We start from the raw sequence: 25,457 nt of genomic DNA on the forward strand, positions 1-25,457 counted from the left end.
AAAGATGCGGATCTATGCTGTAGCCGATATTCATGGCAGGGCTGAAAAAATCGAAAGGATAAAGGGCGTTATCTCTCGGGAAAACCCTGATATTCTTGTCATTGCCGGAGATATAACCAACTATTTTGCCCCTTTGAAAACCCTGGACCGGTTAAAGGATATTACTATTCCCATTTTGACTGTCCGGGGAAATTCAGATTTAAAACGTGTTGAAGGCCTTTTGCAGGACCAGAAAAACATCACCCTTCTGAACCATGCTCCTGTGGCATATCAGGACGCCCGGTTTCTTGGCCTGAATGGCACCATACCTTTGCCATTTCTTTCAAAAATATGTTTTAGGGAGACTCAACGCCTTGACAGGCTTAAACACAGCATCACCCCGGAGACGATCCTGGTGGTTCATCCGCCGCCCAGAGATGTCTGTGACAAAGTAGGGAACAGATTCAGTGCCGGAAGTTTCGGTTTAAGACGCCTTATTGAAAATCACCCGCCCTTAATGGTGTTATGCGGCCATATCCATGAACAGGCAGGATATCAATTTTTTAAAAACATTCTGGTTGTCAATTGTGCAATGAATAAAACCTATAGCGGAGCAATCATTGATTGTGGTAAAGATATACCTTTGACGGCAAAAATGCTGAGAAATGACAAACAATATAAATAAGGGACTATAACGATGTGTGAATCCAATGTATACTTGAGAAAAGACGGTGATGAAAAACTGATCATGGAAAATGTGGCTGCTATAACCCCGGTTGGTGAGGATACATTTCTTTTAAAAGGCCTCTTGGGAGAAAATATGAAAGTCAAAGCCATTATTAAAGATATTAACCTTATGGGACATAAAATTATCCTGAAAGCCCTGTGATGAGCAGGTTTTCCGACTATCTTGAGTCCATTTCCCAGGTCAACGGTCTGGGCAATGGCATGGAAAATGGTCAAAAAATTCACTGGCTGTTTCATTGCGGTATGCTTTTTTCAAGTAAGGATAAATGGTGGGGGGATTTTAAATTCCGGCATTCTGCCCATGAAGGGATAGATATCACCTATTACCGAACCCATCTGGATGGAATGCATCGCTTTGATGATTCCATCAAGGTTCCGGCCATGGATGACGGGATTATTTTAAATATCTGTGATGATTTTCTGGGACAGACCCTTGTAATTGAGCATGAGAATCCTTTACTTTTCAATAGGCGAATTCTTTTTGCATATGCCCATATCATTCCTGAAAAAAATTTAAAAACCGACCGTATCGTCAAAAAGGGGGAGATCATTGCAAGGGTGTGCGATACCTGTAAAAACCCACAATTACCGCCCCATCTTCATTTTTCCTGTTTTGAAGTCTTAAAACAGGTTCCGCCTGAACATCTGGACTGGAACCTGTTTTTTTCAGAAAACCTTGAAGTCAACCTGGTTCATCCGATTTTCCTCTAACTCAGGATGTTTAGTGAATGCTGTCTTTAAATTCAATAGTTGAGCCTGTTTATTATTAAAAGAAGAATTGAAAAAAAAAAAGATTTGATCTATGATTATCAAAACTTAACCGTTTATAATACAAAACTTGGATATGGAGTGGATGAATGAAAAAAATTAAATATCTTTTGTGGCTGATTATTTTAGGTTTGCTTGGAATTTTAATTTATCAGAATTTAGATTATTTCATGACAACCAGAGCATTAAAATTTGATCTTAAAATTGCTTCCTGGAACTGGACAATACCGGAACTTCAAAATATTGCCTACTTTGGAATTTGCTTTCTTTTGGGCCTTATTCTGGCTGGCCTCAAAGGGTTTGTGGTAAAACTCAGGTTAAAAAAAGAAATCAAAACAAAAGATGCTGCTGCCGCTTCTCTTAAAGAACAGGTAAATACTTTAAAGACAGAACTGGAAGTATTTCAGCATGATCCTTATATAAAAAAAGAGATGGAAGAAAAGACGATTGGCGAACTACCCGTACTGGACCAGCCAGAAAACGACAATGAAAAAGGTGATAAATCAGATGCTGCCGGTTGATTCTGCTGAACAAAGATAGCGCATGAGCAAAAGAAAAAAAACTCCCATGATGGAACAATACCTGGCCATCAAAGAATCATATAAAGATGCAATTTTATTTTACCGGATGGGAGATTTTTATGAAATGTTTCTTGAGGATGCAAAAAAAGCCGCCGCTATCCTGGAAATCGCCTTAACCTCCAGAAATAAAAATGACGATACCCCGGTTCCCATGTGCGGGATACCATATAAGGCTGCTGACAACTATATTGCCAAACTCATTGGAAACGGATGCAAGGTTGCCGTGTGTGAACAAATGGAAGATGCTGCGGCGACCAAGGGGCTGGTGAAAAGGCAAGTTGTCCGGGTCATAACCCCGGGCATGATCCTAAATGAAGAATTACTGGATAAAACGTCCAATAACTTCCTTCTTGCCCTGTCAAAGACACAAGACGTTGCAGGTATTGCCTATCTTGATATATCAACCGGAACCTTTAAAACCACCCAGGTTGAATCCAGGCAGTCAAAAATACCCTTAGAACTGATTGATGAGGCGTTAAAGGTTGATCCCAAAGAAATCCTTTTACCATCCACTTTTAAAAATGACCCCGTCTACAAGCATATCCGCCAGGCTTTTGAAGGAAGACAAATCACCTATCTTGAAAAGACTGCATTTGATGTTGAAGAAGCAAAAGAAAGGCTTTTAAACAAATTTAAAACCAGGAGCCTTGAAGGGTTCGGTGCAGAGAATCTTTTTGCATCCATTTCTGCTGCGGGCGCCATCCTCTCCTATATCCAGGACACCCAGATGCGGGACACAACGCATCTCTTTCAAATCATACCCTATGATATGAAAAATTTTCTGGTGATTGATGACAGATCCTGCAAAAATCTTGAAATCCTTACCAATATACAAACATTGGATAAAAAAGGAACCCTGATCCACGTGCTTGATCGGACGGTTACTGCCATGGGCTCGAGGCTGATCAAAACCTGGCTCAGATATCCGCTGATTGATAAAAATAAAATCCGCCGGCGTCTGGATTGCATTGAAGAAATCACCAGGGCTTCCCATATTCATCAATTGATCATCACCCACCTGAAATCAGTGTATGATCTTGAACGCCTTGGCAGCAAAATTTCCATGGGTCAGGGGAATGCCAGGGATCTGATTGCCCTTAAAAACTCTTTAAAAAAACTTCCCCTTCTTTTTAAGGAACTCTCCCTGTTTAAAAGCTCTTTACTCAATGGGAAAGATCTTGAAGATCAGGAAATGATTTTAAATGAGCTTGGCTCCCTTGCCGGTTTGATCGAAGAAGCCATCAGAGAGGATGCTACCCATCTGCTCAATGAAGGCGGTTTAATCAATGATGGTTATAATCCTGAACTGGATGAACTGCTGTTAATTTCAAGGGATGGCAAATCGTGGATTGCAAAGACTGAGACTACGGAAAAAGAAAAAACAAAACTGTCTTCTCTCAAAATTAAATATAATAAGGTGTTCGGCTATTTTATCGAGGTGTCCAAGGCTCAGTCAAATTCGGTTCCTGATCATTATATCAGAAAGCAGACCCTTGTGAATGCTGAAAGATTCATTACCGATGAGATGAAACAGGTTGAATCGACCATATTAAATGCCCAAGACAAGCGCAATGCTCTGGAATACAGTATTTTCTGCACCATCCGGGACAAGGTCATTTCAAAAGCAGCCCTTATTCTTAAGATGGCGGATTTTATTGCAGGAGTGGATGTGCTCCAGGGGCTTGCCCTGGCGGCATCGGAGAATGGATATACCAAACCTGTCATCAATGACCTAAATACCATTTCCATTGAAGACGGACGGCATCCTGTGGTGGAAAAACTGATCAAAGGAGAGCGGTATGTCCCCAATTCCATTGAAATGGATGATATGGAGAACCAGATCCTGTTAATCACCGGTCCCAATATGGCAGGAAAATCAACCGTATTAAGACAGGTTGCCCTAACCGTGTTAATGGCCCAGATGGGATCATTCGTTCCTGCTCAAAAAGCATCTCTTGGCATTGTGGACAGAATATTCACACGGGTAGGCGCCCTTGACAACCTCTCCGCGGGTCAGAGTACGTTTCTGGTGGAAATGGAAGAGACCGCCAATATCGTTAATAATGCCACACAAAAAAGCCTTGTCATTCTTGATGAAATCGGAAGAGGAACCAGCACCTACGATGGAATGAGCATTGCCTGGGCAGTTGCCGAACACCTTCATGATTTAAATAATAAAGGCGTTAAAACCCTTTTTGCCACCCATTACCATGAATTGATAAAACTGGAAGATATAAAGCCCAGAATTAAAAATTTTAATATCGCAGTCAAAGAATTCAATGATAATATTGTGTTTTTGCGACGGCTTGTAAAAGGCGGAACCAATAAAAGCTATGGAATCCAGGTGGCCAGGCTTGCCGGCATGCCTGACGTTGTCATTGACAATGCAAAGCACATATTGTCCGGTATTGAGCAGAAAAACAACACAGACATCCCGAAACCTTTACCCCAAAAGACTAAAAAGAAGGGTAAAAAGAGAGAAAAAAAGGACGACAATCAACTGGAATTATTTAATTATAATGAACAATCCATTAAAAAAATGTTGGAAAAGATTGATATTTCAAGTATTACTCCCCTTGAAGCGATTAACTTGTTAAACGATTTAAAACAAAAAAGCATTAAATAGGATATGGTCAAGCTTAAGACATTCATACTGCCAATATATTTCATCACTATTATTTTTACAGGTGTTTTCGTTTTAACAGCAAACGGATTTGCCAGCAGTGCAAAACAAAAATACCTTATGGCAGACTCCTGCTATAAAAAGCTTCGAAATTCCTCATTAAAGCAGAAGAAAGCAACAGAATGGCTCAAATGCATCAGCAGGTATGAAAGCATCTACAGGATTCATCCTGACAGCTCATGGGCGCCTGCAGGAATGTATAAGGCTGCCCAGCTTTATTTAACCCTCTCCAAATTATCCGGCAAAGGCATCTATAAGAATCAGGCCGTTGACCTTCTTGCAAGACTCAGGAACAAATATCCCAGAAGCGCATACAAAAGCCGTGCCAAATCTTTGCTCAAATCCATAAAAGCAACCCCACGTCTCTATACAAAAAAGATTAAACACATTCGGTCAAAAAAAAGACTGACAAAAAATGATGTCCTTATCAGAAAATTTATTCAAAGCAGGAAAGATCCCCTTGAAAAAAAAGTTAAAACCATTCAAACAGCAAATCAAAAGCCACCTGCAATAAAACCAGTTCCGGCAAAAGCCACTCCCGGGGGGGATGTCACAATTACAGACCTTCGATTCTGGTCCAACCCTGAATACACCCGAATTGTTGTCAATGCTGATGGCGAAAGGAATTATTTCCACAGGCTTTTAAAAAAAGATCCTGCTATTAATAAGCCTTTTCAGCGTCTCTATATTGATATAGAACAATCAAAACTTGGAAAAGGGATTGCCGAACACACCCAGATCAATGACAACCTTTTAAATCAGGCCCGGGCGGGACAATACCTTCCCCATACTGTACGGGTTGTAATCGATATAAAATCATTTGAAAATTATAAAATATTCTCTTTAAAAGACCCCTTCAGAATTGTTATTGATGTCTGGGGGAAAGGATCTAACGGGAGGCCTGTTCCTTCTTCCGATCGAGATATCGCAGATTCAGGCAAACCTGAAAAACTTTCCCGGATCACAACAGATAATTTAAAATCATCTGATATTACACGGCAGTTTGCATTGGGAGTCAGAACAATAGTTATTGATCCGGGCCATGGCGGCTCTGACCCCGGGGCTCCGGGATATTATAAAAATGTCTGGGAAAAAGACATTGTTCTGAAAATTGCCAAAAAACTTGCTGTTACCCTCAGGAACCGCTTAAAATGCACAGTCCTTTTGACAAGGTCAACCGATAAAAAACTGACCCTTGAAGAAAGGACTGCTATTGCCAATACAAAAAGAGCGGATCTGTTTATATCCCTTCACTGCAATGCAGCTAAAAACAGACGTCTTAAGGGCATTGAAACCTATATTTTAAATCTTGCTACTGATGAACAGGCTATTGCTGTGGCAGCAAGAGAGAATGCAACATCCAAAAAGAATATTTCAGATCTGGAATATATCTTAAGTGATTTAATGAAACATGCAAAAATTGAAGAATCCACACGGCTTGCCAATGTGGTACAAAGCGCTTTTGTGAAAGGAATGAAAAAAAAATATTCGGGAATAAACAATTTAGGCGTCAAACAGGCACCGTTTTATGTTCTTTTGGGCGCAAGGATGCCATCCATTTTGATTGAGACATCATTTCTCAGTAACAAAACAGAGTGCAAGAGGCTCATGAGCGATGCTTACCAGACAGCGATTTGCGACTCCATCACCGATGGGGTTGAAAAATATATAAATGCGACAAATCCCAGACAATTATAACCTATGCTAAAGGAGATCATCATGTCTTTTGAAAACATTATTCTTGAGGTTAAAAACCCTATCGCAACCATTCTTTTTAACAGGCCCAAGGCTTTAAATGCGCTTAATAATGCTCTTTTTGACGAACTGGACACTGCTCTGGACCAGATAAGAGAGAACACAGATATAAAGGTTCTCATTCTGACAGGTGCTGGAGATAAAGCATTTGTTGCAGGAGCCGACATAGCCGAACTTGTAAAAATGAATCCTCTTGAGGGAAAAAGCTTTTCCAGAAAAGGACAAAAGGTTTTTTCAAAAATTGAAGATCTTCCCATCCCAGCCATTGCCGCTGTAAACGGGTTTGCTCTGGGCGGGGGGTTAGAAGCTGCCCTTGGCTGTGATTTTATCTATGCATCTGACAAAGCACTTTTCGGTCTGCCCGAAATCAACCTGGGATTGATTCCCGGATTTGGCGGAACACAGAGACTGGCAAGACGAGTAGGCTCAAACCGTGCCAAAGAACTAATTTTCACCGGAAAAAATATTAATGCCCAAGAGGCTCTGGAATATGGTATTGTCAACAAAGTTATTGAGCATGACAAGCTCATGGAAGAAGTCTTGAAAACCGCAAACCTCATTGCTTATAAGGGTAAGGTGGCCCTGAGATCTGCAAAGGAAGTTATTCAAAACGGTCTTAATGTTGACCTTGAAAGCGGATGCAGAATTGAAAACGATGTCTTTGGCCTTAATATGGCAAGCGAAGATGCAAAAGAAGGAACCCACGCTTTTCTTGAAAAAAGAAAACCCGTGTTCAAAGGAGAACTTTATTAGTAGAAAGGGATGAAACACCATGTTTGCTGAACAGATATCCATATTTATTGAAAACAAGGAGGGTCGGCTTGCAGAAGTTACTGCAATCTTAAGGGATGCAAATGTCAATATCAGAGCATTGTCTCTTGCCGATACAACTGATTTTGGTGTATTGCGCTTAATTGTGAATGACAATGAAACAGCAGAAAAAGCATTGAAAAAAGAAGGCTTTACTGTAGGAAAAACCCAGGTTCTAGCTGTTGAGGTGAAAAATGAGCCAGGCGGGCTGAATAGCATTTTAGATCCACTTTGTGAAAATGATGTCAACGTAGAATATATGTATGCATTCGCTAATCCGCAATGCAAAAATGCCATCATGATTTTCCGATTTGATGACTATGATAAGGCATTGAAGATTCTTGCACAAAAAAATATTAAAGTTATCAGCAGCCAGGAACTCTGCAATTTATAAAAAAAAGGCGGGCACTGCCTCCATTGTCCTGCATGCATAAGGTAGTGCCTTGTTTGTCTTAATAACGAATAATCCTTTAGAGAAGTGCTGAGTCATCCAGTGTTACTTTTCTTACAAGTTCCTTGTAATCAGCAGATGCTGTAGATCCGGGGGCAAACTCAAAAATGGATTTTCCATAAGATGGGGCTTCGCTGAGACTTTCACTGTACCTTATGGGAGTGCAAATATATTCCGGATATAATTTTTTAAGCTGCGAATATATTGTCGAAGGTCCCTTTATCCTGGTATCCATAAAAGTGGGAACAATATATTTTAAGACAGTTTCCTTTCGATATTTTTGAATCGATCCCAAACTTTTCATAAATTCTGACAACCCATGCAAAGGCATCACCTCCAATGCCACCGGCACGAGAACTTCTGTGCCATAAAACAGGACATTGACGGTGAGCTGATCCCATCCGGGAGCAGTATCAATAATGACAAAATCATATCTGTGATCCAGTTTATTCAGAACCTTAGACAAGGTCCACTCAGCACCAAAGGTTTTCCGATCAATAACTCTTTTTATTTCTGTCAATGATTTGCCACCGGAAAGGAGCCAAAGATTTTTTCTGGCCCTGACAATACACTCTTCAGGTGTAAGCTTTTTTGTCAACAATTCGGCCAACCCTGCTCTTGGCTTTTTCCCAAGGCCATAGGAAGATTGACCCTGAGTATCCGTATCCACAAGCAACACTTTGTGCCCGGCAAGGGCCAAGCCTGCACTTAAGTTAACAGAGGTGGTGGTTTTTCCAACGCCTCCCTTGCTTAAAGTAACACAAATTTTTCTGGTACTTGTTTTTGGCCTTTGAAATCTTTCTTTTTTCTGATTAATCAGTTTGTCAAGCTGCACAGGAAATCTATGTCTACAGGATTTACATCGCCCAACAATTTTTTTCCCCAAAGACACTTTTTCTTTAACGGTATCCAAATTGACTTTATGTTTTTTTGCGCACTTAGGGCAGACGATAATAACAGCCACTACTCCTCCTTTTTAAGTTCATCAAGAATAGCATTTACAGCGATATCGGCTATTTTCTTCATGGAAAAAGTTTCTTTTTTCCCCGGAGAAACCTTAACTCTAATTTTAGCTTTGCCTTCCCAAACCTGAACAAATACATTTTCTTTTAAAATCTGTCGGATCTTACCATCATGATCTTCTATGATTTCATCTTTTAAGCCAAGGTCATTTCTATAAATCAGGCAGTCTAAGCCTTCAACCCGGGCTGCAAACTCCTCCCCACGATCGGCAAGGATATAGTCTATGATATCTTTTTTCTGAGGCATGATAATATTTTTTTCTTAATAAAATTGAGATACTGTCATGTTTTAACAATTGCTTTTTTTATTTTTCCCGAAAAATATAACAATACTAAAAGAGCCAGGCAAGACAAATCGTTAATAAATATAAAAATAAATATAAAAAGGGTGTAAAAACAAAATGTCTTACACCCTTTTTATTACAAATATCTGTCTAATCTAAGCTGTATGGCTTAACCAAGCGCTTTAACAGCAGGAGCGATAGCAGGATGAACAAAGAGAAGAATCATTGCAACAACAAGTGCATAAATACAAAGAGACTCGATCAATGCCAAACCAATCAGCATGTTCACCTGAATTTTACCGGCTGCTTCAGGGTTTCTTGAAATACCGGCCATTGCGCCGTTCAAACCCAAACCCTGACCAATGCCGCAACCAAAAGCTGCAATACCAATGGCAAGACCTGCTGCCCATACACTACCAACTAGAAATTCCATGTTTTACTCCTTAATATAATTAAAATATAATAATATAAAATAACGGGCTTCTTCCCAGTTCCCGTAAAACTCGTATTAATGTGCTTCTTCGATTGCCCCTGCAATATACATGGTGGGCAGCAAGAAAAAGACAATTGCCTGTATCAGAGCGACCAATATACCCATTGCCATGATTGGAAGCGGCACTAAAAATGGACCGGCCAGCATGAGCAGAATCCCTACAACCAGCTCATGACCCATCATGTTTCCGAAAAGACGCAAGGTAAGGGACAAGACGCGTGCCAGATGACCGATAATTTCTATAACTAGAAACAAAGGCATCAAGACGGGTACCGGCCCCAAAAAGTGTTTAATATATTTAATCCCGTGCATCTTGATGCCGATCACATGACTCCATGTTACCGCAATAATGGCCAGCGACACTGTGGTGTTGATCTGGGCTGTTGGCGGATAAAATCCAGGAATCAATCCAAACAGGTTGCCCAATAGAACAAATAGAAAGATGGTTAATAACAGAGGAAAAGATTTTCTGCCCTCTTCCCCGGTGATGGATACCATGAATTCTTCGAGCCCGGATATCACTACTTCAAACACATTCTGTATTGTGTTGGGGACCATGGAAATACTTTTTCCGGCCAGCCAACCTAAAATGATCAAAACGACCATCGCCAGCCACATATAGGTGACATGAGGGTGAGCTGCAGCCCATTCTTCCATTCCAAATATTCCGAACAATGACGTCATAAACAAATATGGATGTTCCACTTTATACTGCCTCCTTGAAGAATATTCTTTTTAATTCAAGTGCCGTAGCCAAAAATACACTTGCAACAACGACCGAAAGACCTGCCAGAAGGCCTACCGGATGAACAATATGTTTCGATATCAGCAGGAAGATCAACACCCCGCTTATGGCAAATCGAATATAATATTTCACTAGGACATTGCCGATAATAGACCGTCCTCTTTCTGATACTATATCAGGATGAAACATCTTTTTTAATGTCCGCCTCAAAAGATGGAAATTGATAGCAGCAATCAAACCGCCTAAAATGATTCCCAAGGCAAATTTAACTGGAGTCATCGCAAGGCCTATTATTCCTCCAGCCAGAAGGATCAGCCAGTTAGACGTTGTTATAAAATCAATTAACTTTTGTAGGTCCTGCATTAAAACTTTTTTCCCTTTTGCCCTGCTTTATAAATGTTAAGGAATCCGGCTGCAATACCGAGTGCCAGTCCAACAAGCAACAAAACAGGCTCTGTGTCAAATTTCTTATCCAGCCAAAGTCCGATTCCAAGGCCAATGAAAATGGCGAGCGCCACTGATATCCCGAGGCTGGCAAAATATCCAAGTTCTCTGACGGTTTTGCCGGTTTCCTTTTTCATCTTCTGCCTTTTTAAAACTTCTTTTAGCCTTCAAAGATCAATTTATCTTGAGAGCAAATAACACATGCTGAATCTCAAGTCAATGTGAAAAAACTTTAAATTATATTCAAAAAACCTGTGCCGCTGTCACGGGTGATTTCACCAATTATCCAGGCGTTTAAGCCATTGGTTTTCATTTTTTCTATACAATTTTTTGCATCTTTTCCGTTCAGACTGATCAACAATCCGCCAGATGTCTGCGGGTCGAACATGAGATCAGCAACTGCCCGGTCAACTGCTGTATCAATATGGGTCAATTCTTCAAAAAACCTGCGGTTTTTATGGGCACCCGCCGGTACCATGCCTATATTCGCAAAATCCAATACATTTTTTAACATGGGAACTTTTTCAGAATGAAGTGTGATGCATCTTTTTGATCCTTTTGCCATTTCCAGCAAGTGTCCGGCCAGTCCGAATCCGGTAACATCAGTACAGGCATTGATGTCAAGTTGTGACATGACCTTTGCTGCGGTCTTATTCAACATGGACATGACAGCCACAGCTTCTTTAATATTTTCCTCTGTGGCCAGTTTTGCTTTTATGGCAGTTGACATGATTCCGGTTCCCACGGGTTTTGTTAATATAATAGTATCACCAATTTGGGCCATGGAATTGGTCAGCACTTTATCCGGATGCACGATACCTGTAACGGAAAGCCCGTATTTAAATTCCTTGTCATCAACTGAATGACCGCCCACAAGTGTGGCACCGGATTCATTGATTTTATCTAAGCCCCCCTTTAATGTCTCGGCCAGAATATCCTCTTCCAGGTCGGAACATGGAAAACAGACGATATTCATCACAGTAATGGGCTCACCTCCCATGGCATACACATCACTTAAAGAATTGGCAGCAGCAATCTGGCCGAATTCATAGGGATCATCCGTAACCGGTGTTAAAAAATCAAGGGTCTGGATAAGCGCTGTTTGTGAATTAAGCTTATAGACTCCGGCATCATCAGGAGAATCAAGCCCCACGATCAGCTTGGGGTGGGCTCTAATCTCAAGTCCTCCTAAAATTCGATCCAGCGTCCCTGGATCAATTTTGGCTGCTCAGCCAGAGGCTTTTACTTTTTGTGTTAAAAAAACTTTATTAATTTTTTCCATTCTTACACTTTCTCATTTCAAATCGTTATATTAACGCCCAAAATCAAATCCCTGTATTAAATCATTGATATTACACAGGCAAATCTGCCGGTTGTTTTTTCTTCCCGGAAAGAATAAAAAACATCTGTATTACATTTTGTACAAATTTCCATATTTTCAATATGTTCTTTTTTTACACCCTTATCCATAAGCTGAGCCTCACTCATTTCCCAGAAATTAAAATAATCTTTACCTTTAATTTTATATTTCCATAAAGTTTCCGGGATCTCATCCTTATAATTTATAAATTCAGAACAACAGGGACCAAGGGATGGAGAAATACCAGCCATAATATTTCCAGGCTGGCAGCCAAACTCCAGAATCATTTTGTCCACGCATTTTCCAATAATATTTTTAACACTTCCCCGCCACCCGGAATGAACGTTTGCAATCACCTTTTTTTCAGGATCATACAACATCACAGCCTGACAATCGGCAATCCAGATGACAAGAAACACTTCTTTCATGTCGGTAACAATGCTGTCAGCCGTGTAGGTCTCTTTTCCGGGTTGAAAGTTCTCAGGCAAATCATTGTCATCCTTTTTCAATACCTTAATATCACTCCCGTGCACCTGGTTTAAAAAAACAAAGGGATTCATATTCATTTTCCTGATTCCACCTGTCCTTGTAAATATACCGTGAACAATACTGGCGTGCTTTTTAAAATGTTCAAACTCATAGACCTTGATATCAGCGCTTTCCATAATAAAGCTCACCTATCTGTTCTATGATTTTTGTTGTGGAAATATCCGGTTCCAAAATGATCCTTTCTATACGTCCCCCATTTTTTTTTACAAAATCAGCCCCTATGATCTGATCTTCCGGCCAGTCCGCCCCTTTAACCAGCACATCGGGACAAATAGTTTCAATCAAACATTTTGGATCAGGTTCATCAAACAACACCACATAATCAATACATGCCAAAGCTGCGACGACCAAAGACCGGTGTTCCTGACCAATAACCGGACGTTTTTCCCCTTTGATGTGCTTCACCGAACGATCGGAATTCAACCCCAGGATAAGGATATCCCCAAGGTTTGCAGCATGGGTTAAGTATTTGACATGGCCTGCATGAATAATATCAAAACACCCGTTGGTGAAAACGATTGTCTTTTTAGCACTCTTATACTGCCTGGATAGATTTTTAATTTCAGAAAAAGTGACAATTTTATCCATAAATATCATGTCTCCGGTCTGTACTACATGGGATTTCTGCTCTGGTATTTTCTACCAATTCTATCTCAATTTCTGCAAAAGCACTGCCATCATCGCTTCCGGCGTCAGCCAAAACTATTCCCATTGGATCAACAATCATAGACATACCGGGAAACCGCAACTGATCATCAATCCCTGTCCTGTTTGAACAGATCATAAACATTTGATTTTCAATAGCTCTTGCTTTGACCAGTGTTTTCCAATGCTTTTTTCTTGGTTCCGGCCACTGGGCAGACACAACAACAATTTGTGCTTTCTTTAAGAACAACGATCTGGCAAGTTCAGGAAACCTTAAATCATAGCAAATCATCAACCCGATCCTGCCAAAACTTGAGTCAATCGTAACAATCTTATTTCCGCCAGTGTAATAAAGATGTTCGCCTGTCAGCCTGAAAAGGTGCAGCTTTCTATATCTTCCCTTTACCTTTCCATCCACATCAATAAATACCATGGTGTTGTATATCCGGGCTTTTTCTTTTTCAGGAAGCGTTCCCGCAATGGCCATTTGGTTCTCTTTTGCAAACAAAGAAAGCCTTTCAATCACTTTATCGGTAATCCTGGCATGGTCTTTTAAATTTTCATTATCAAAGGAACACGAAAACATTTCCGGCAGAACGGCAAGGGACACATTTTCAGATGCGAGTGTCTCCAGGTATCCAAGTGCTGTATTCAAATTGGTTTCAATTTGCCCGTTTTCCACATCAAATTGAACAACGCCAGCTTTGAAATTCTTTTTCACTGTTTTTTAGAATTCCTTATTTTTAAAATTTCACATTGGACCAAAACACACTCAACATATAGTTTCACCCTTTCACCGTCAATCTTTTTATCCTTTTACAAACAATTATAAGGTTGCTATACTCGGGCTCGAATTTAAATTGTATGAATTGTTATCCAGAATAGGTAGAGCAGACATGAAAACAACGCATCAACTCTTTTTTCAAAATTCAAACAATCTCAAACAGATCCCTTCCAACAGCATTGGTCTTATTGTCACATCTCCACCCTATCCCATGATTGAAATGTGGGATGACATCTTTTTAAAACAAAACAGATCCATTGGAAAGGCAATTCAAAAACAGAACGGGAACAAAGCATTTGAACTCATGCACAAATCTTTGGATTCCGTATGGGATGAGGTATTCAGAGTTTTAAAAGATGGGGGATTTGCCTGCATCAATATCGGGGATGCCACAAGAAGTCTCAAGTCAAACTTTGCGATTTATCCAAACCATGCAAGGATTCTTCAATATCTTGTCAAAATTGGTTTTACAGCCTTGCCTGAAATCATCTGGAGGAAACAGACCAATGCCCCCAATAAATTCATGGGGTCGGGCATGCTGCCGGCAGGAGCTTATGTCACCCTGGAACACGAATATATACTGATAGCCAGGAAAGGCGGCAAGCGTGAATTTACAAGCGGCCCTGAAAAACAGAAAAGAAGACAGAGCGCCATATTCTGGGAAGAAAGAAATACCTTTTTCTCAGACATCTGGTTTGACATTAAAGGAAGCCGCCAGGGGTTGCTTGACAAGGCTTTAAGAAACAGAAGCGGAGCCTTCCCTTTTGAACTGGCCTTTCGTTTGATCAATATGTACTCAGTTAAAGGAGACATGGTTCTTGACCCGTTTCTGGGCACTGGAACAACCATGGCCGCATCCATAGCTTCAGCCAGAAACAGCATTGGATGTGAAATTGATAAAAGTTTTTATGAATCTATCATTAAGATCAAAGATAATATTATTGATTTGTCCAACAATCATATGGAGAACAGATTAAAGAAGCATATTCATTTTGTTAATGAAAGGATAGCGTCCGGCAAACCCTTAAAGCATAAAAATATGCCCTATGGTTTTCCGGTCATCACCAACCAGGAAAAGGAATTGATATTCAATGAATTAAAAACAATTGAAATGATGCAGGACCAGTCAATGCAGGTAGAGTATTCTAATCATCCCCAAACTTCATTCTGCCTGGAATGGGATAAGCCCGGGATTGAAAAAAAATGTTCAGACCTTGAAAAAATTGAATCTCATCAATCTCAAAACAAGGTTAAAGACAAACAATTAGAACTATTCTGAACCGTCATTTTTTCACCTAACACCTGTAATAGCTTGACTTCTCGACATATTTTGATTACTTTACAAAATTAAGATAAATATTAAAATTAATTAATATTTATTGCCTAATTGAGGGCGTTAACAAAATTATTATAAGCCAAACAGCACAGACACCTCTATATATATTTTGGCAAGGAGAAAAAAAATGAAACAAACCGATTCTTTTCTCAAAGGCAAACATATACTGGCTGTTGACGATGAATGGGACGTCATTGAAACCATACAGGAAATTCTGAATGAAGCAAAGGTGGACATTGCCCAGGATTATGAGACAGCTTCCCAAAAAATTCTCCAGACCCAATATGACCTTGCTATCCTCGACATTATGGGAGTCAACGGGATTAAACTTTTAGAAGAGTGCGTAAGAAGAGACATCCCTGCCGTTATGCTGACGGCCAATTCGTTGAACCCGGAATCCCTGATGCAATCCATTAAAAAAGGCGCTATTTCCTATCTTTCAAAAGAACATTTAAGTGAGCTTGATTCATTAATCAATGAACTTCTGGGCGCACATAATGATGGCACCCCCACATGGAAACTTCTATTTGAAAAACTTGGAGACCATTTTAACCAGCGCTTCGGGAAAGACTGGAAAGATGATAACAAGGATTTCTGGAATGATTTTGAGAAAGACTGGAAAGTCTCAAGAGGTATCCAGGAAAGACTGTTACACGACAAAAAGATCATTGATAAAGGGATATAGCCGCGTAGATTAAACAGAAGCCGGGATTCAAAAGAGGGTGATCTTTCTTGAATCCCGGCTTCTGTTATCAGGCTTTTGGCATAAACTATCGCTTTTTTTACATATATCCCAAAAGCCTGGGCAAAAAAAGTACAACTTCAGGGAAGTATGTCAAAAAGAAGAGCACACCGATCTGAATAGCCAAGAATGGCATTACTGCCCTTGAGACATAAATGATATCCCTTTTTGCCAGCGCCCCCGTAATAAACAGACTCACCCCCATAGGCGGCGTGCAGTATCCAATGGCAAGGTTTACTGTCATGATGAGCCCGAAATGCATGGGATCAACATTAAATGGGCCGAGCAATGGCAGGAATACCGGACCCAATATCAATGTCGCAGAAATAATATCCATGAACATGCCGATAAAAAGCAACAGAATGTTCATGACCAGCAAAAAGACAATGGGAGATTGAATGCTTGCCACAACAATTTCTGCAACCCTGTTAGGAATATTTTCAAAGGTCAGATATCTTCCAAAACACGTAGCCGATGCAACAATCAAAAGTAAGGTGGCACTGGTTACAGCAGAACTGACAGTTATTTCTTTTACTACTTTAAACCCCATGGACTTGAAAATAAAAAGCTCAACCAGGAACGCATATACACACGCAACAACTGCTGCTTCATTTGCAGTAAACATGCCTGAAAATATGCCGCCAAAAATGATAACAATGAGCATTATTGCCCAGAATCCTTCCTTGAAAATAATATATAACTGCTTAAAATCAGGGGCAGGCAATCTCTTGATATCGGTTCTTTTTCTGTAGAGAAGCCAGGTATAAAGACATACACAGGCAATGATAAGAATGCCCGGGATAAGCCCTGTCATAAAAAGGCCTTCCAGAGATACATTGCTGATCATGGAATAAAATATCATACTGATACTGGGCGGGATGATAACACCAAGGTTTGGCGAGGTGGTCATAAGGCCCAGTGTGTAGTCCTCGTCATACCCGTTCTTGATAAGAGCCGGAATCATGAATCCGCCAAGAGCAACCACCGTGGCAACGGTAGATCCGGATATGGCACCAAAAAGGCCGCAGCCAATGACACCGGCCATCCCAAGGCCACCCGGCAGCCAGCTGACCAGGGCATTGGCAAGGTTCATCAATTTTTCAATCATTTTTCCTTTGCTCATGATATTACCACAAAGGATAAAGAACAGGACCACAACTAGAGCAAATTTATCAAGACTTCTAAAAAGCGTCTGTGCCAGCAGGTCGGGGGGAATATCCAGGAATACGACAAAACCAATGGTTGCTGTAAAAAACAAACATAAAAAAACCGGAATATACGTTGTCATAAAACCCAGGAGAATACATAGAATAATCAAATCGCTGATCTGCATGAAAATAAACCCTTTTATCTATTTCGGATGTCTGGTTCGAAAATCTTGAATTATTACCTGAACAGTTCTGATAAATACCATCACGCCCATTACAGGCATGATGGTATATATAACCACAAGGGGAATCTGCATGATGATTGTTTTCTGGTTTGTCAAAAACTGCAGGTGGGTCATTTTATACCCATAGTACACCATCATGCAGGCAAAAATAAGCATCAGTATATTGGAATAAAATGTCAATCCTGATTTAAGCCTGGGAAAGATCTGGACAATGGCATCGATTTTAATCATTGCCCTTTGCTTGACTGCCACACTGGCACCCACGAATGTTGAGTAAATAATGACGATACGCACCAGCTCTTCACTCCAGGCAAGGGTGTAATTAAACCCATACCTTAAAACAACGTTGGCAAAAAGAGATAAAAGTGCTGCCATTACAATAATAAAAAGGGTCCACTCTTCCATATTGGTGACAATGGTGTCTATTTTTTTTAAACTTTTCCCAAGCATAAACCAAGTCCTGTTAAGCGTTTGTTATCAAACAATAATTAACTTATTGCAGCGATTCCTGAACTTCTTTTAAGAAATTATCCGGTTTATAGGTATCGCCAGGATAAAGTTTATTAATTTCAGGGGCATATTTATCATATACTCCCTTGCTTTGTTCCAATAAGGTTGCCATGTCTGCATCAGAAAGCTTGAAAAATTCAACACCGGCTGCTTTTGCTTTTTCGATATTGGTGTTTTCTTCCGTGAGTGATTTCACACGGCTCTTTGCACAGACATCGTGAACACTGGCAATAAAGGCTTCTCTTATATCAGCGGGAAGCTTTGCAAGCCAGGCCTTATTAAAAATCCAGATGAAAAGCCCCTGGGCATAGTTGATCTGGGTAAAATACTTAGCCACTTCAAATTTCTTTGTTACATTACAAACGGTGAGAGTATGATCAAGGCCGGTGATAACCCCCTGTTTCAAAGCAACCGGCACATCAGGCCAGGGCATGGAAACAGGATTGAATCCCCAGTTTCTGTAGCTTAACTGATTAACAGCCGCTTCTGCAATTCTGAATTTTACCTTTTTGGCATCTGCAATATTTCTAACGGGTATGGTGGTTGCCCAGCCATAATTTCCATATCCTGTAATATCAAGACCCGTGATCCCCTGGTGATCCATTGCATTTAGGAAATGATTAAAAATCTTTTTATTGTTGATAAATTTATCAAGATTTTCAAAAGAATTCACAAGAAAAGGAAGATTCACTATACCGAATCTGGGACCAAGGTTTGTCGAAGCCACAGAGCTTACTCCCATACCCTGGACAGCCCCCATTTGAAGCATGTTCAACACTTCCACCTCACCGCCCAGCATGGAATAAGGTTTAAAGTCCACATAGACTTGACCGTTTGTTCTTTTCCAGACTTCATCGCGGATTTCAAAACCGGCAAGCGTACCCACAAGACCAGGAGTTGAAACATTAGAAACAATGCATTTATATTTTGCCCCTTTAGGGTCAAAAGCAGGTTTCCACTTATCTAACGAGGGTGCCTTTGCAAACACCGGAGAGGTGAACATAAATGATCCAACCATTAAAACAAACAATAATACTAAAAATGTTCGAAGCTTCATACTTAGTTCCTTTCCTTTAAATTTATAGATTTGTAGCACGGGCTTTAAAAACACCTCGCACCTGTTTCAACTTTTGGAATCCAGCTAATTTTTTCTTTACTAGTTGCCCTCAACGAAAAATTTTATTTAATCCAGTTTTTTAAATGCCTCCTTTCTGCCTGTAAATTTTTCCCGAAGTTGGGGTTTCATCAACTTCCCTGTGGGATTGCGGGGTACGTGATCAAAAATAACCCTGCGCGGCACCTTATAAAGGGAAAGTTTTGATTTTGCAAATTCGATTACATCTTCTTCGCTCAATACCCTTCCTTCTTTGGGTTGAACCACTGCAAGAACAATCTCCACCAGCCTGTCATCCGGGTATCCGATACATGCGATATCATCTATATCAGGATGGTCCATGAGTGCATCTTCAATTTCAACCGGGAAGATGTTTTCACCGCCACTGGTGACCATATCTTTCATTCGATCAACAATATAAAAATACCCGTCTTTATCTTTCTTTAATAAATCTCCGGTATAAAGCCAACCATTATTTAATGCTTCTTGAGTTTTTTCAGGATTTGAATAATATTCCCGCATCATTCTGGGGGTCCTGAATATTAATTCACCAACCTCGTCATCACGAATCTCCTCTCCTGTGGGACCAACAATCTTAGCTTCTACACCAAAAGTTGGTTTGCCGATGGAACCGGGTCTTGAAAGGACATCTTCCGGATACAGGTTGAACAATCCACCGCCGCCGCCCTCTGTAATGCCATAGATATTAGATACGGCACAAGGCAGTTTTTTCACCAGAAGCTTCATAATATCAAATGGCACGGGCTGAGCACCGATCTCCATATATTTCCATGAAGACAGATCATAATCAGAAAGATTGATATCCCCTTTATCCAGGGCATTCAGCAATGCAATCCCGATGGGCACTACAAACAGCACATCCGTACATTTTTCCTCGGCTATGGCTTCGATGATCCATTTGGGGTCTCTGAAATCTCTTATAATGGTCCCTGCAGCTCCTGTAGCATAAAACGGAGCCCACAAAAACATGGTGCCGCTGTGGTATAAAGGCAAAAAGAATAAATAATTATCATCCTTTTGAACGAAATAGGTCATTCCGTTACCAATGGCCGTATTATTAATTGAAAAATGGGTATGAAGTACAGGTTTGGGTTTCCCTGTTGTACCTGAAGTAAACATCATGGCCAGAGAATGATCCCTGTCAACTTCAACTAGTGCATCAGAGGTGTTTTTATGATTTTGAACGGCTTTGAAATTGATCATGTCATCAGGGACGTCATCGCCAATACAGATATAATTTTTAATAGTGGTAAGATCTTTTTGAGCAGGCTGGACAACTCCTAAAAATTCTGAGCCGAGAATAAAGGCTTCAGGATTACAGACTTCTGCGGCATACAATATATCGGAAGTCTCAAACCGGAAGTTTAATGGTACTACTACTGCCCCCAGACGTATGATGGCATAATAGGTGACAAGCCATTCCAGTGAATCTTTCTGAAGGTGCATGACAAAATCTCCATGCTTTACCTCCAGCTCTTTTGCCAAAAAGTTGGCTGCTCGATTGATCTCGTCATTAAATTCCTGCCAGGTAAAGGTTCGTCTTTCACCCGTTGCCGGAGTTCGTTCGATCAGGCAAACCTTGTCAGGAATGTGTCGAGCATGAATTGAAGCGTAACCTGAATAATTCAACGAGGCCCTCCTTTGTTTTTAATTGATTATATTTTTAAAACCGAATTGCTCCTTTTTTCATATTTTGCCTCAAATAAACACTTCATAAACCTAGAAAGCGACTTTATCAAGTCCTTTTAATCCAAGAATCTGCCTTGCCTCATCTGATGTTGCGGGCTCAAGGCTCATTTCTTTTCCAACCCGTTTAATCATACCCACCTGATCGGCACTTGCTTTTGCCATGATGCCTTTTCCTGCATAAATAGAATCTTCAAGTCCCACTCTCACATTTTGTGCCCCCATTGCCATGGCAGTCGTGGTAATGGGAATCTGGAATCTTCCACCGGCGGCAACCGACCAGGTAAAATTTTCTTCTCCAAGAACTTCCTTGGCCTCATCATAAATCAACACCAGATGTTTGACTGAGGGTGTCATCCATCCGACCATGGGGCCGAACACAAACTGGAGATGAACCGGTGGTTTTAAAAGATTTTCTTCCAGAAGCCAGGACACATAACTGACATGGCCCAGTTCATAAATTTCGATTTCAGGTTTGGTATCAATTTCAAGAAAAGCCTTTCCATAGATGATATCATCATTAAAGGTTGGCCTGAAAGTTACATTCTTGCACAGTTCAAGATATTCTTTTTCCCATTCATATTTAAACTCTTTAAAACGGCCTGCAATCTGGAAAATACCAAAATTAAAAGGTGCGGGATCAAAAGAGCACATTTCGGGTCTCAGCTTTTTGATAGGGATCAGTTTTTCTTCAGTGGTCTGATTCATGCCGCCACCTGTAGTGGGAAGCAGTATCATATTACATCTTGCCTTGATCTTTGAACATACTTCCATGAAAAGATCCGGATCAGATACCGGCAATCCATTTTCAGGATTTCTTACATGAATATGGGCAATGGCGGCACCGGCATCATGAGCCTTTACCGCGTCTTCCACAATCTCGTCAGGAGTTATGGGAAGGTAATCACTCATGGTTGGAATATGAACCGACCCGGTAACGGCTGCTGTGATGATTATTTTGTTATCCATTTTTTTAATTCTCCTGTTGAAAAAAGTTATAATCGTTTCTTACACTCTATACTCCTCATCCGAGTTAAGAACAAACATCCTCTTTTCCTTGACATTATCAATGACAAAAGAGGATTTGATCATCTGAATACCTTCTATCTGGGTAAGTTTTTTATTCATAAACTCCCCATAGGTTTTAATATCCTTTGCAATCACCTTTAAAATAAAGTCATTTGCACCGGCAATCTGGTAGCACTCAATCACTTCATCCAGTTCAGTAAATTTTTCTTTTATGGAGGCCACAGAAGAGAGATTACTTAAGCTTAAGCTGATACTGACCAGGGCCATAATTGAAAACCCAATTTTTTCAGGATCAAGCACAGCCGTAAATTGAGAAATCACTCCTGCAATCTCTAAGCGTTTTACCCTTTCAAGGGTTGCAGGGGCTGAAATTCCGACAATCTTAGACAACTTGGAATTTGTTGTTTTTCCATTTTCCTGAAGTGTATTTAAAATTTGCTTATCAATTTTATCCAGAACCATCTATTTCCTCATTTTGAACATTTTTTTAAATTAAACCTGCTACAAGATTAAATGGTTATATTTTTCTTTAATCAATGGCAACAATTCTTTTAAGGTTTCATCTATTTTATCGACCAGATGATCAATCTCTTTTTGCGTCATTGCAGTGGACAGGATAAACAATCCCCTTGGAATTGTAAAAATCCCTTTGTTCAGTAAAGACAGGTGCATCAGCGTATGAAGCTGCTCTTCCGATTTTAAGACCTGTTCAGCCGTTGTTATCGGTTCATTAACAAAATGCAGGTTCAGCAAAGATCCGATCTGGTTGGACTGGATATTTAACCCATTGGCTTTAAAACTTTCCATGAGGCCCTTTTGGAGCTGATCTCCCAGTTTGTTAACATAGGCTACCGCATTTTCGTCGTATTTGACCAAGGCCGCATATCCTGCCTGCATCACCGTTTCATACCCATTAAAGGTTCCAGAGTGGTACAATGGCTTATCCGTATTTTCATGGCAATAGATATTCATGATTTCTTCTTTACCGCCAAACACGCCAATGGGTAGCCCTCCGCCCACAACCTTTCCAACGGTTGTCAGATCAGGTACCACGCCATAAAACTTCTGGCACCCGCCCGTATTAACCCTGTAAGAAAAAATCTCATCAAAAATGAGCAGGACATTATTATCGGCAGTCACTTTCCTAACATGCTCAAGATATCCCGGCTTTGGCAGTACAACACCACCGGCACCCAGAAAAGGCTCCATGATGACGGCAGCAAGTTCGGGTGCATTTCGCCTGACCGCTTTTTCAAGGCTATGAAAATCATTAAACGGAACTTCCAGCATATCCTCGGTCATGCCCTTGGGGATTCCGGCTGTGATGACGTTCTTTTTTGTGGATGCTGCCACACTGTCATGGGTTCCATGAAACCCGCCGGTCATTTTCAGGATTTTGTCTTTTCCAGTATATGCCCTTGCCGTTCTCATAGCAAATAAAGTGGCCTCTGTCCCTGAATTTACAAACCTGACCCTGTCAAACCCGGGTATTCTTTCGCATAAAAGTTTTGCTAAGCGATACTGACCATCCGTGGGGGTCGAGTACTGGGAGCCTCTTGCAATGCCTTCCTGAACGGCCTTGACAATATCCGGATCACCATGACCATGGACAATGGCACCATAGGCATTGGTCACATCAAGGAGTTTATGTCCCTCATGGGTATAGACATAGGCGCCTTGTCCATAATCGATATGAATGGGATAGGGTTTAAAATAACTCAAGCTTCTGGTTGCACCACCGGGAATATAATTGATCAGCTGTTCATGCCGCTCTTTGGATACAGGAAATTTTTCCTTATAAGCATCTGCAATTTTCTTTTCAATTTGTTCTTCAATCATGGTGTCATCCTTGTTCTTTAATTATTCTTTTGTATGCACGATCAAAAGCTCGCCAAGTTCATTCTCTATTTTTTCAACAAATTCACCGGATTCAATCCTGGCCTTGAGATCTTCAAGATCATCAATATAGACCTTGTCTTTATCCATATAATCAAGGGTTTCGCGTACTGCTTTGTGCATTATTTTACCCGCAGGACTGAGCCTTTCAACACCCCTTAAATCTGCTGCCTGGGCAGCGCAAAGCAATTCAAAAGACAAAATATGATTCGTGTTTTCAACAATCTTTCTTGTTTTTCTTCCTGCAATAAGACCAAAACTTACAATATCCTGAAAATCAGCAGTGGAAGTAATTGACTGAATGGAAGCTGGCACTGCAAGGGTTCTGTTTTCTGCAACAAGCGATGTTGTCATGAACTGGCCACCCATAAGTCCCATTCTGACGCCTGTATCTTCTTTACACAGGAATGGAGGAAGTCCTGTACTGTGGGCTTCATCCATAAATCTGTCAATTCGCCTGTCACTTACAACCCCGATATTGACCATGGAGATTCCAAGGCAATCCATTACAAATGAAATGGGCTGTCCATGGAAATGACCATTATGAAAAAATGTATCTAACTCTGTGAAAATCAATGGATTGTCATTACTGGAATTGAGTTCTCTTAAAAGCACTTCATGGGCGTTTTGTAAAGCCTCTTTTGTGGGGCCCACAAATTGCGGGGTACACCGGATTGAATAGGCATCTTCAACAGGAATATCTGCCACAGAAACACCTTTGTGCTCCTTTAAAGTTTTTTGAAGTTTTATAGAGAGTTCCAACTCATCAATAGCCAGGTTACTTCCCTTGAGAAGCTTGGTTAAATTCATTGCAGTAGCATACTGACCAGGATGGTATTTTTGCTCGTGAACTATTGGATCAAAAGGATTAAATCTACCCATTAGAGTTTCAATGGCAAAAGCTGCTATTATATCTGAATTTTTCAGTGTATTGGTGGCTTCTGTGATAACAGTGCATGCAAGACCCACCATGCCCGAAGTTCCATTGATCAGGGACAGGCCTTCTTTGGCATTCAAATACATGAGTTCAATACCGGCAGCTTCCATGGCTTCTTTACCCGGCATGAGTTTGCCCTTATAGTTTGCTTTCCATTCTCCAAAAGCAACACTGGCTATACAGCCTAAGGGGCCAAGATCGCCACTGGTACCCAGAGAACCTTTTCTGGGAACAAGCGGAAAAACATGCTTGTTGATCATCTCCAGATAAATTTTCAGATTGACTTCTTTAATGCCGGAAAAACCGCGACAAAGTGAATTGGCCCTAGCGATCATAAAGGTTCTGACAAGTGTATCTTCAAAGGGTCTACCCACCTGGGTGGTGATACTTCTTACAAGATTTTTCTGAAAATCATTATCTCTTTCTTTGGGCAGAAGATAGTCAACAAGACCGCCGCAGCTTGTATTTACACCATAGATACAACGCTCTTCATTGGCCCATTTATCGACCAGCTTTCTGCAATCGCGAATCTTGGGCCAGTTCTTTTCGTCAACTTCAACTTTCATAGACAGATCTTTACCGGCTTTCATCAATTCTTCAATTGTTAATGTATAACCGTCAAGAATAAGAGTATTTTCTTTGATTGGCATGGTTTCCTCCTTAAATATATCAGTTTAATAATGTGTAATACTT

Annotated in this window: 28 protein-coding genes; 10 read left to right on the top strand and 18 right to left on the bottom strand. The window is 40.6% G+C overall.

Annotation, left to right across the window (positions count from 1 at the left end; translation table 11 throughout):
• The first annotated feature begins 4 nt into the window (after window positions 1-4).
• The 8 genes from QAI40_RS04445 (at window position 5) to QAI40_RS04480 (ending at window position 7,717) form a co-directional block, all read left to right on the top strand.
• Entirely contained in the window at window positions 5-664 is a 660-nt protein-coding gene (locus QAI40_RS04445) for a metallophosphoesterase family protein (protein WP_299978882.1), read from the top strand.
• Window positions 665-676: 12 nt separating this feature from the next.
• Window positions 677-868, top strand: coding sequence for a CooT family nickel-binding protein (locus tag QAI40_RS04450; protein ID WP_299978879.1), 192 nt, complete (start codon window positions 677-679; stop codon window positions 866-868).
• The gene (locus QAI40_RS04455; protein WP_299978876.1) at window positions 868-1,437 is read left to right on the top strand and encodes a peptidoglycan DD-metalloendopeptidase family protein; all 570 of its coding nucleotides are present in this window, start codon (window positions 868-870) and stop codon (window positions 1,435-1,437) included. Before QAI40_RS04450 ends, QAI40_RS04455 begins: the two co-directional genes overlap by 1 nt.
• Before the next feature lie 146 nt (window positions 1,438-1,583).
• The gene (locus QAI40_RS04460; RefSeq protein ID WP_299978873.1) at window positions 1,584-2,015 is read left to right on the top strand and encodes a LapA family protein; all 432 of its coding nucleotides are present in this window, start codon (window positions 1,584-1,586) and stop codon (window positions 2,013-2,015) included.
• A gap of 22 nt (window positions 2,016-2,037) precedes the next feature.
• A complete protein-coding gene (gene mutS / locus QAI40_RS04465; RefSeq protein WP_299978870.1) occupies window positions 2,038-4,701 on the top strand; it encodes a DNA mismatch repair protein MutS in 2,664 nt (887 codons plus the stop codon).
• 3 nt (window positions 4,702-4,704) lie between these two features.
• Entirely contained in the window at window positions 4,705-6,456 is a 1,752-nt protein-coding gene (locus QAI40_RS04470) for an N-acetylmuramoyl-L-alanine amidase (RefSeq protein WP_299978867.1), read from the top strand.
• 21 nt (window positions 6,457-6,477) lie between these two features.
• Complete coding sequence (locus QAI40_RS04475) at window positions 6,478-7,266, top strand: enoyl-CoA hydratase-related protein (protein WP_299978864.1); 789 nt, start codon at window positions 6,478-6,480, stop codon at window positions 7,264-7,266.
• 19 nt (window positions 7,267-7,285) lie between these two features.
• Window positions 7,286-7,717 carry an ACT domain-containing protein gene (locus tag QAI40_RS04480; protein WP_299978861.1) on the top strand — a complete coding sequence of 144 codons (432 nt, stop codon included), beginning with the start codon at window positions 7,286-7,288 and terminating at the stop codon, window positions 7,715-7,717.
• 76 nt (window positions 7,718-7,793) lie between these two features.
• Here QAI40_RS04480 and QAI40_RS04485 read toward each other — a convergent pair whose 3' ends face one another.
• The 10 genes from QAI40_RS04485 to QAI40_RS04530 all read right to left on the bottom strand — a co-directional run bounded on the left by QAI40_RS04485 (window position 7,794) and on the right by QAI40_RS04530 (window position 14,037).
• Window positions 7,794-8,738: an AAA family ATPase gene (locus QAI40_RS04485; protein WP_299978859.1), complete on the bottom strand. Its 945-nt coding sequence runs from the start codon at window positions 8,736-8,738 to the stop codon at window positions 7,794-7,796.
• Complete coding sequence (locus QAI40_RS04490) at window positions 8,738-9,043, bottom strand: hypothetical protein (protein WP_299978856.1); 306 nt, start codon at window positions 9,041-9,043, stop codon at window positions 8,738-8,740. Before QAI40_RS04490 ends, QAI40_RS04485 begins: the two co-directional genes overlap by 1 nt.
• A gap of 206 nt (window positions 9,044-9,249) precedes the next feature.
• On the bottom strand, window positions 9,250-9,513 hold the full coding sequence (atpE, locus tag QAI40_RS04495; protein WP_299978854.1) for an ATP synthase F0 subunit C: 264 nt from the start codon (window positions 9,511-9,513) through the stop codon (window positions 9,250-9,252).
• A gap of 75 nt (window positions 9,514-9,588) precedes the next feature.
• A complete protein-coding gene (gene atpB, locus QAI40_RS04500; protein WP_299978851.1) occupies window positions 9,589-10,278 on the bottom strand; it encodes a F0F1 ATP synthase subunit A in 690 nt (229 codons plus the stop codon).
• A 1-nt stretch (window position 10,279) separates the two neighbouring features.
• Window positions 10,280-10,681 carry an ATP synthase subunit I gene (locus tag QAI40_RS04505; protein ID WP_299978848.1) on the bottom strand — a complete coding sequence of 134 codons (402 nt, stop codon included), beginning with the start codon at window positions 10,679-10,681 and terminating at the stop codon, window positions 10,280-10,282.
• Complete coding sequence (locus QAI40_RS04510) at window positions 10,681-10,899, bottom strand: AtpZ/AtpI family protein (protein WP_299978846.1); 219 nt, start codon at window positions 10,897-10,899, stop codon at window positions 10,681-10,683. Before QAI40_RS04510 ends, QAI40_RS04505 begins: the two co-directional genes overlap by 1 nt.
• A 95-nt stretch (window positions 10,900-10,994) precedes the next feature.
• Window positions 10,995-12,044 (bottom strand): selenide, water dikinase SelD, encoded by a 1,050-nt coding sequence (selD, locus tag QAI40_RS04515; RefSeq protein WP_304511459.1) that lies wholly within the window; start codon window positions 12,042-12,044, stop codon window positions 10,995-10,997.
• A gap of 56 nt (window positions 12,045-12,100) precedes the next feature.
• Complete coding sequence (pgeF, locus tag QAI40_RS04520) at window positions 12,101-12,787, bottom strand: peptidoglycan editing factor PgeF (RefSeq protein WP_299978840.1); 687 nt, start codon at window positions 12,785-12,787, stop codon at window positions 12,101-12,103.
• On the bottom strand, window positions 12,774-13,259 hold the full coding sequence (gene rfaE2, locus QAI40_RS04525; protein WP_299978837.1) for a D-glycero-beta-D-manno-heptose 1-phosphate adenylyltransferase: 486 nt from the start codon (window positions 13,257-13,259) through the stop codon (window positions 12,774-12,776). Before rfaE2 ends, pgeF begins: the two co-directional genes overlap by 14 nt.
• On the bottom strand, window positions 13,252-14,037 hold the full coding sequence (locus tag QAI40_RS04530; RefSeq protein ID WP_299978834.1) for a carbon-nitrogen family hydrolase: 786 nt from the start codon (window positions 14,035-14,037) through the stop codon (window positions 13,252-13,254). The genes rfaE2 and QAI40_RS04530 overlap by 8 nt, the downstream gene beginning before the upstream one ends.
• 175 nt (window positions 14,038-14,212) lie before the next feature.
• Between QAI40_RS04530 and QAI40_RS04535 the strand changes: the two genes are divergently transcribed.
• Both QAI40_RS04535 and QAI40_RS04540 read left to right on the top strand, forming a co-directional pair.
• Window positions 14,213-15,379, top strand: coding sequence for a DNA-methyltransferase (locus QAI40_RS04535; protein WP_299978832.1), 1,167 nt, complete (start codon window positions 14,213-14,215; stop codon window positions 15,377-15,379).
• Window positions 15,380-15,563: 184 nt separating this feature from the next.
• Window positions 15,564-16,121 carry a response regulator gene (locus QAI40_RS04540; protein WP_299978829.1) on the top strand — a complete coding sequence of 186 codons (558 nt, stop codon included), beginning with the start codon at window positions 15,564-15,566 and terminating at the stop codon, window positions 16,119-16,121.
• A 97-nt stretch (window positions 16,122-16,218) separates the two neighbouring features.
• Here QAI40_RS04540 and QAI40_RS04545 read toward each other — a convergent pair whose 3' ends face one another.
• From QAI40_RS04545 to QAI40_RS04580, 8 genes are all read right to left on the bottom strand, one after another.
• Window positions 16,219-17,511, bottom strand: a complete 1,293-nt coding sequence (locus QAI40_RS04545; protein ID WP_299978826.1) for a TRAP transporter large permease — start codon at window positions 17,509-17,511, stop codon at window positions 16,219-16,221.
• An 18-nt stretch (window positions 17,512-17,529) separates the two neighbouring features.
• Entirely contained in the window at window positions 17,530-18,021 is a 492-nt protein-coding gene (locus QAI40_RS04550) for a TRAP transporter small permease (protein WP_299978823.1), read from the bottom strand.
• Between the two features lie 43 nt (window positions 18,022-18,064).
• Window positions 18,065-19,138: a TRAP transporter substrate-binding protein gene (locus QAI40_RS04555; RefSeq protein WP_299978820.1), complete on the bottom strand. Its 1,074-nt coding sequence runs from the start codon at window positions 19,136-19,138 to the stop codon at window positions 18,065-18,067.
• 126 nt (window positions 19,139-19,264) lie between these two features.
• On the bottom strand, window positions 19,265-20,845 hold the full coding sequence (locus QAI40_RS04560) for a class I adenylate-forming enzyme family protein (protein WP_299978817.1): 1,581 nt from the start codon (window positions 20,843-20,845) through the stop codon (window positions 19,265-19,267).
• Window positions 20,846-20,935: 90 nt separating this feature from the next.
• Entirely contained in the window at window positions 20,936-21,871 is a 936-nt protein-coding gene (locus QAI40_RS04565; protein WP_299978814.1) for a 3-keto-5-aminohexanoate cleavage protein, read from the bottom strand.
• A 39-nt stretch (window positions 21,872-21,910) separates the two neighbouring features.
• Window positions 21,911-22,393: an Lrp/AsnC family transcriptional regulator gene (locus QAI40_RS04570; protein ID WP_299978811.1), complete on the bottom strand. Its 483-nt coding sequence runs from the start codon at window positions 22,391-22,393 to the stop codon at window positions 21,911-21,913.
• 39 nt (window positions 22,394-22,432) lie between these two features.
• Window positions 22,433-23,770 (bottom strand): aspartate aminotransferase family protein, encoded by a 1,338-nt coding sequence (locus QAI40_RS04575; protein WP_299978807.1) that lies wholly within the window; start codon window positions 23,768-23,770, stop codon window positions 22,433-22,435.
• Window positions 23,771-23,791: 21 nt separating this feature from the next.
• Entirely contained in the window at window positions 23,792-25,414 is a 1,623-nt protein-coding gene (locus tag QAI40_RS04580; RefSeq protein WP_299978804.1) for an aromatic amino acid lyase, read from the bottom strand.
• Window positions 25,415-25,457: the final 43 nt, after the last annotated feature.

The organism is Desulfobacula sp., assembly GCF_030611305.1.
Classification (GTDB): Bacteria; Desulfobacterota; Desulfobacteria; order Desulfobacterales; family Desulfobacteraceae; genus Desulfobacula.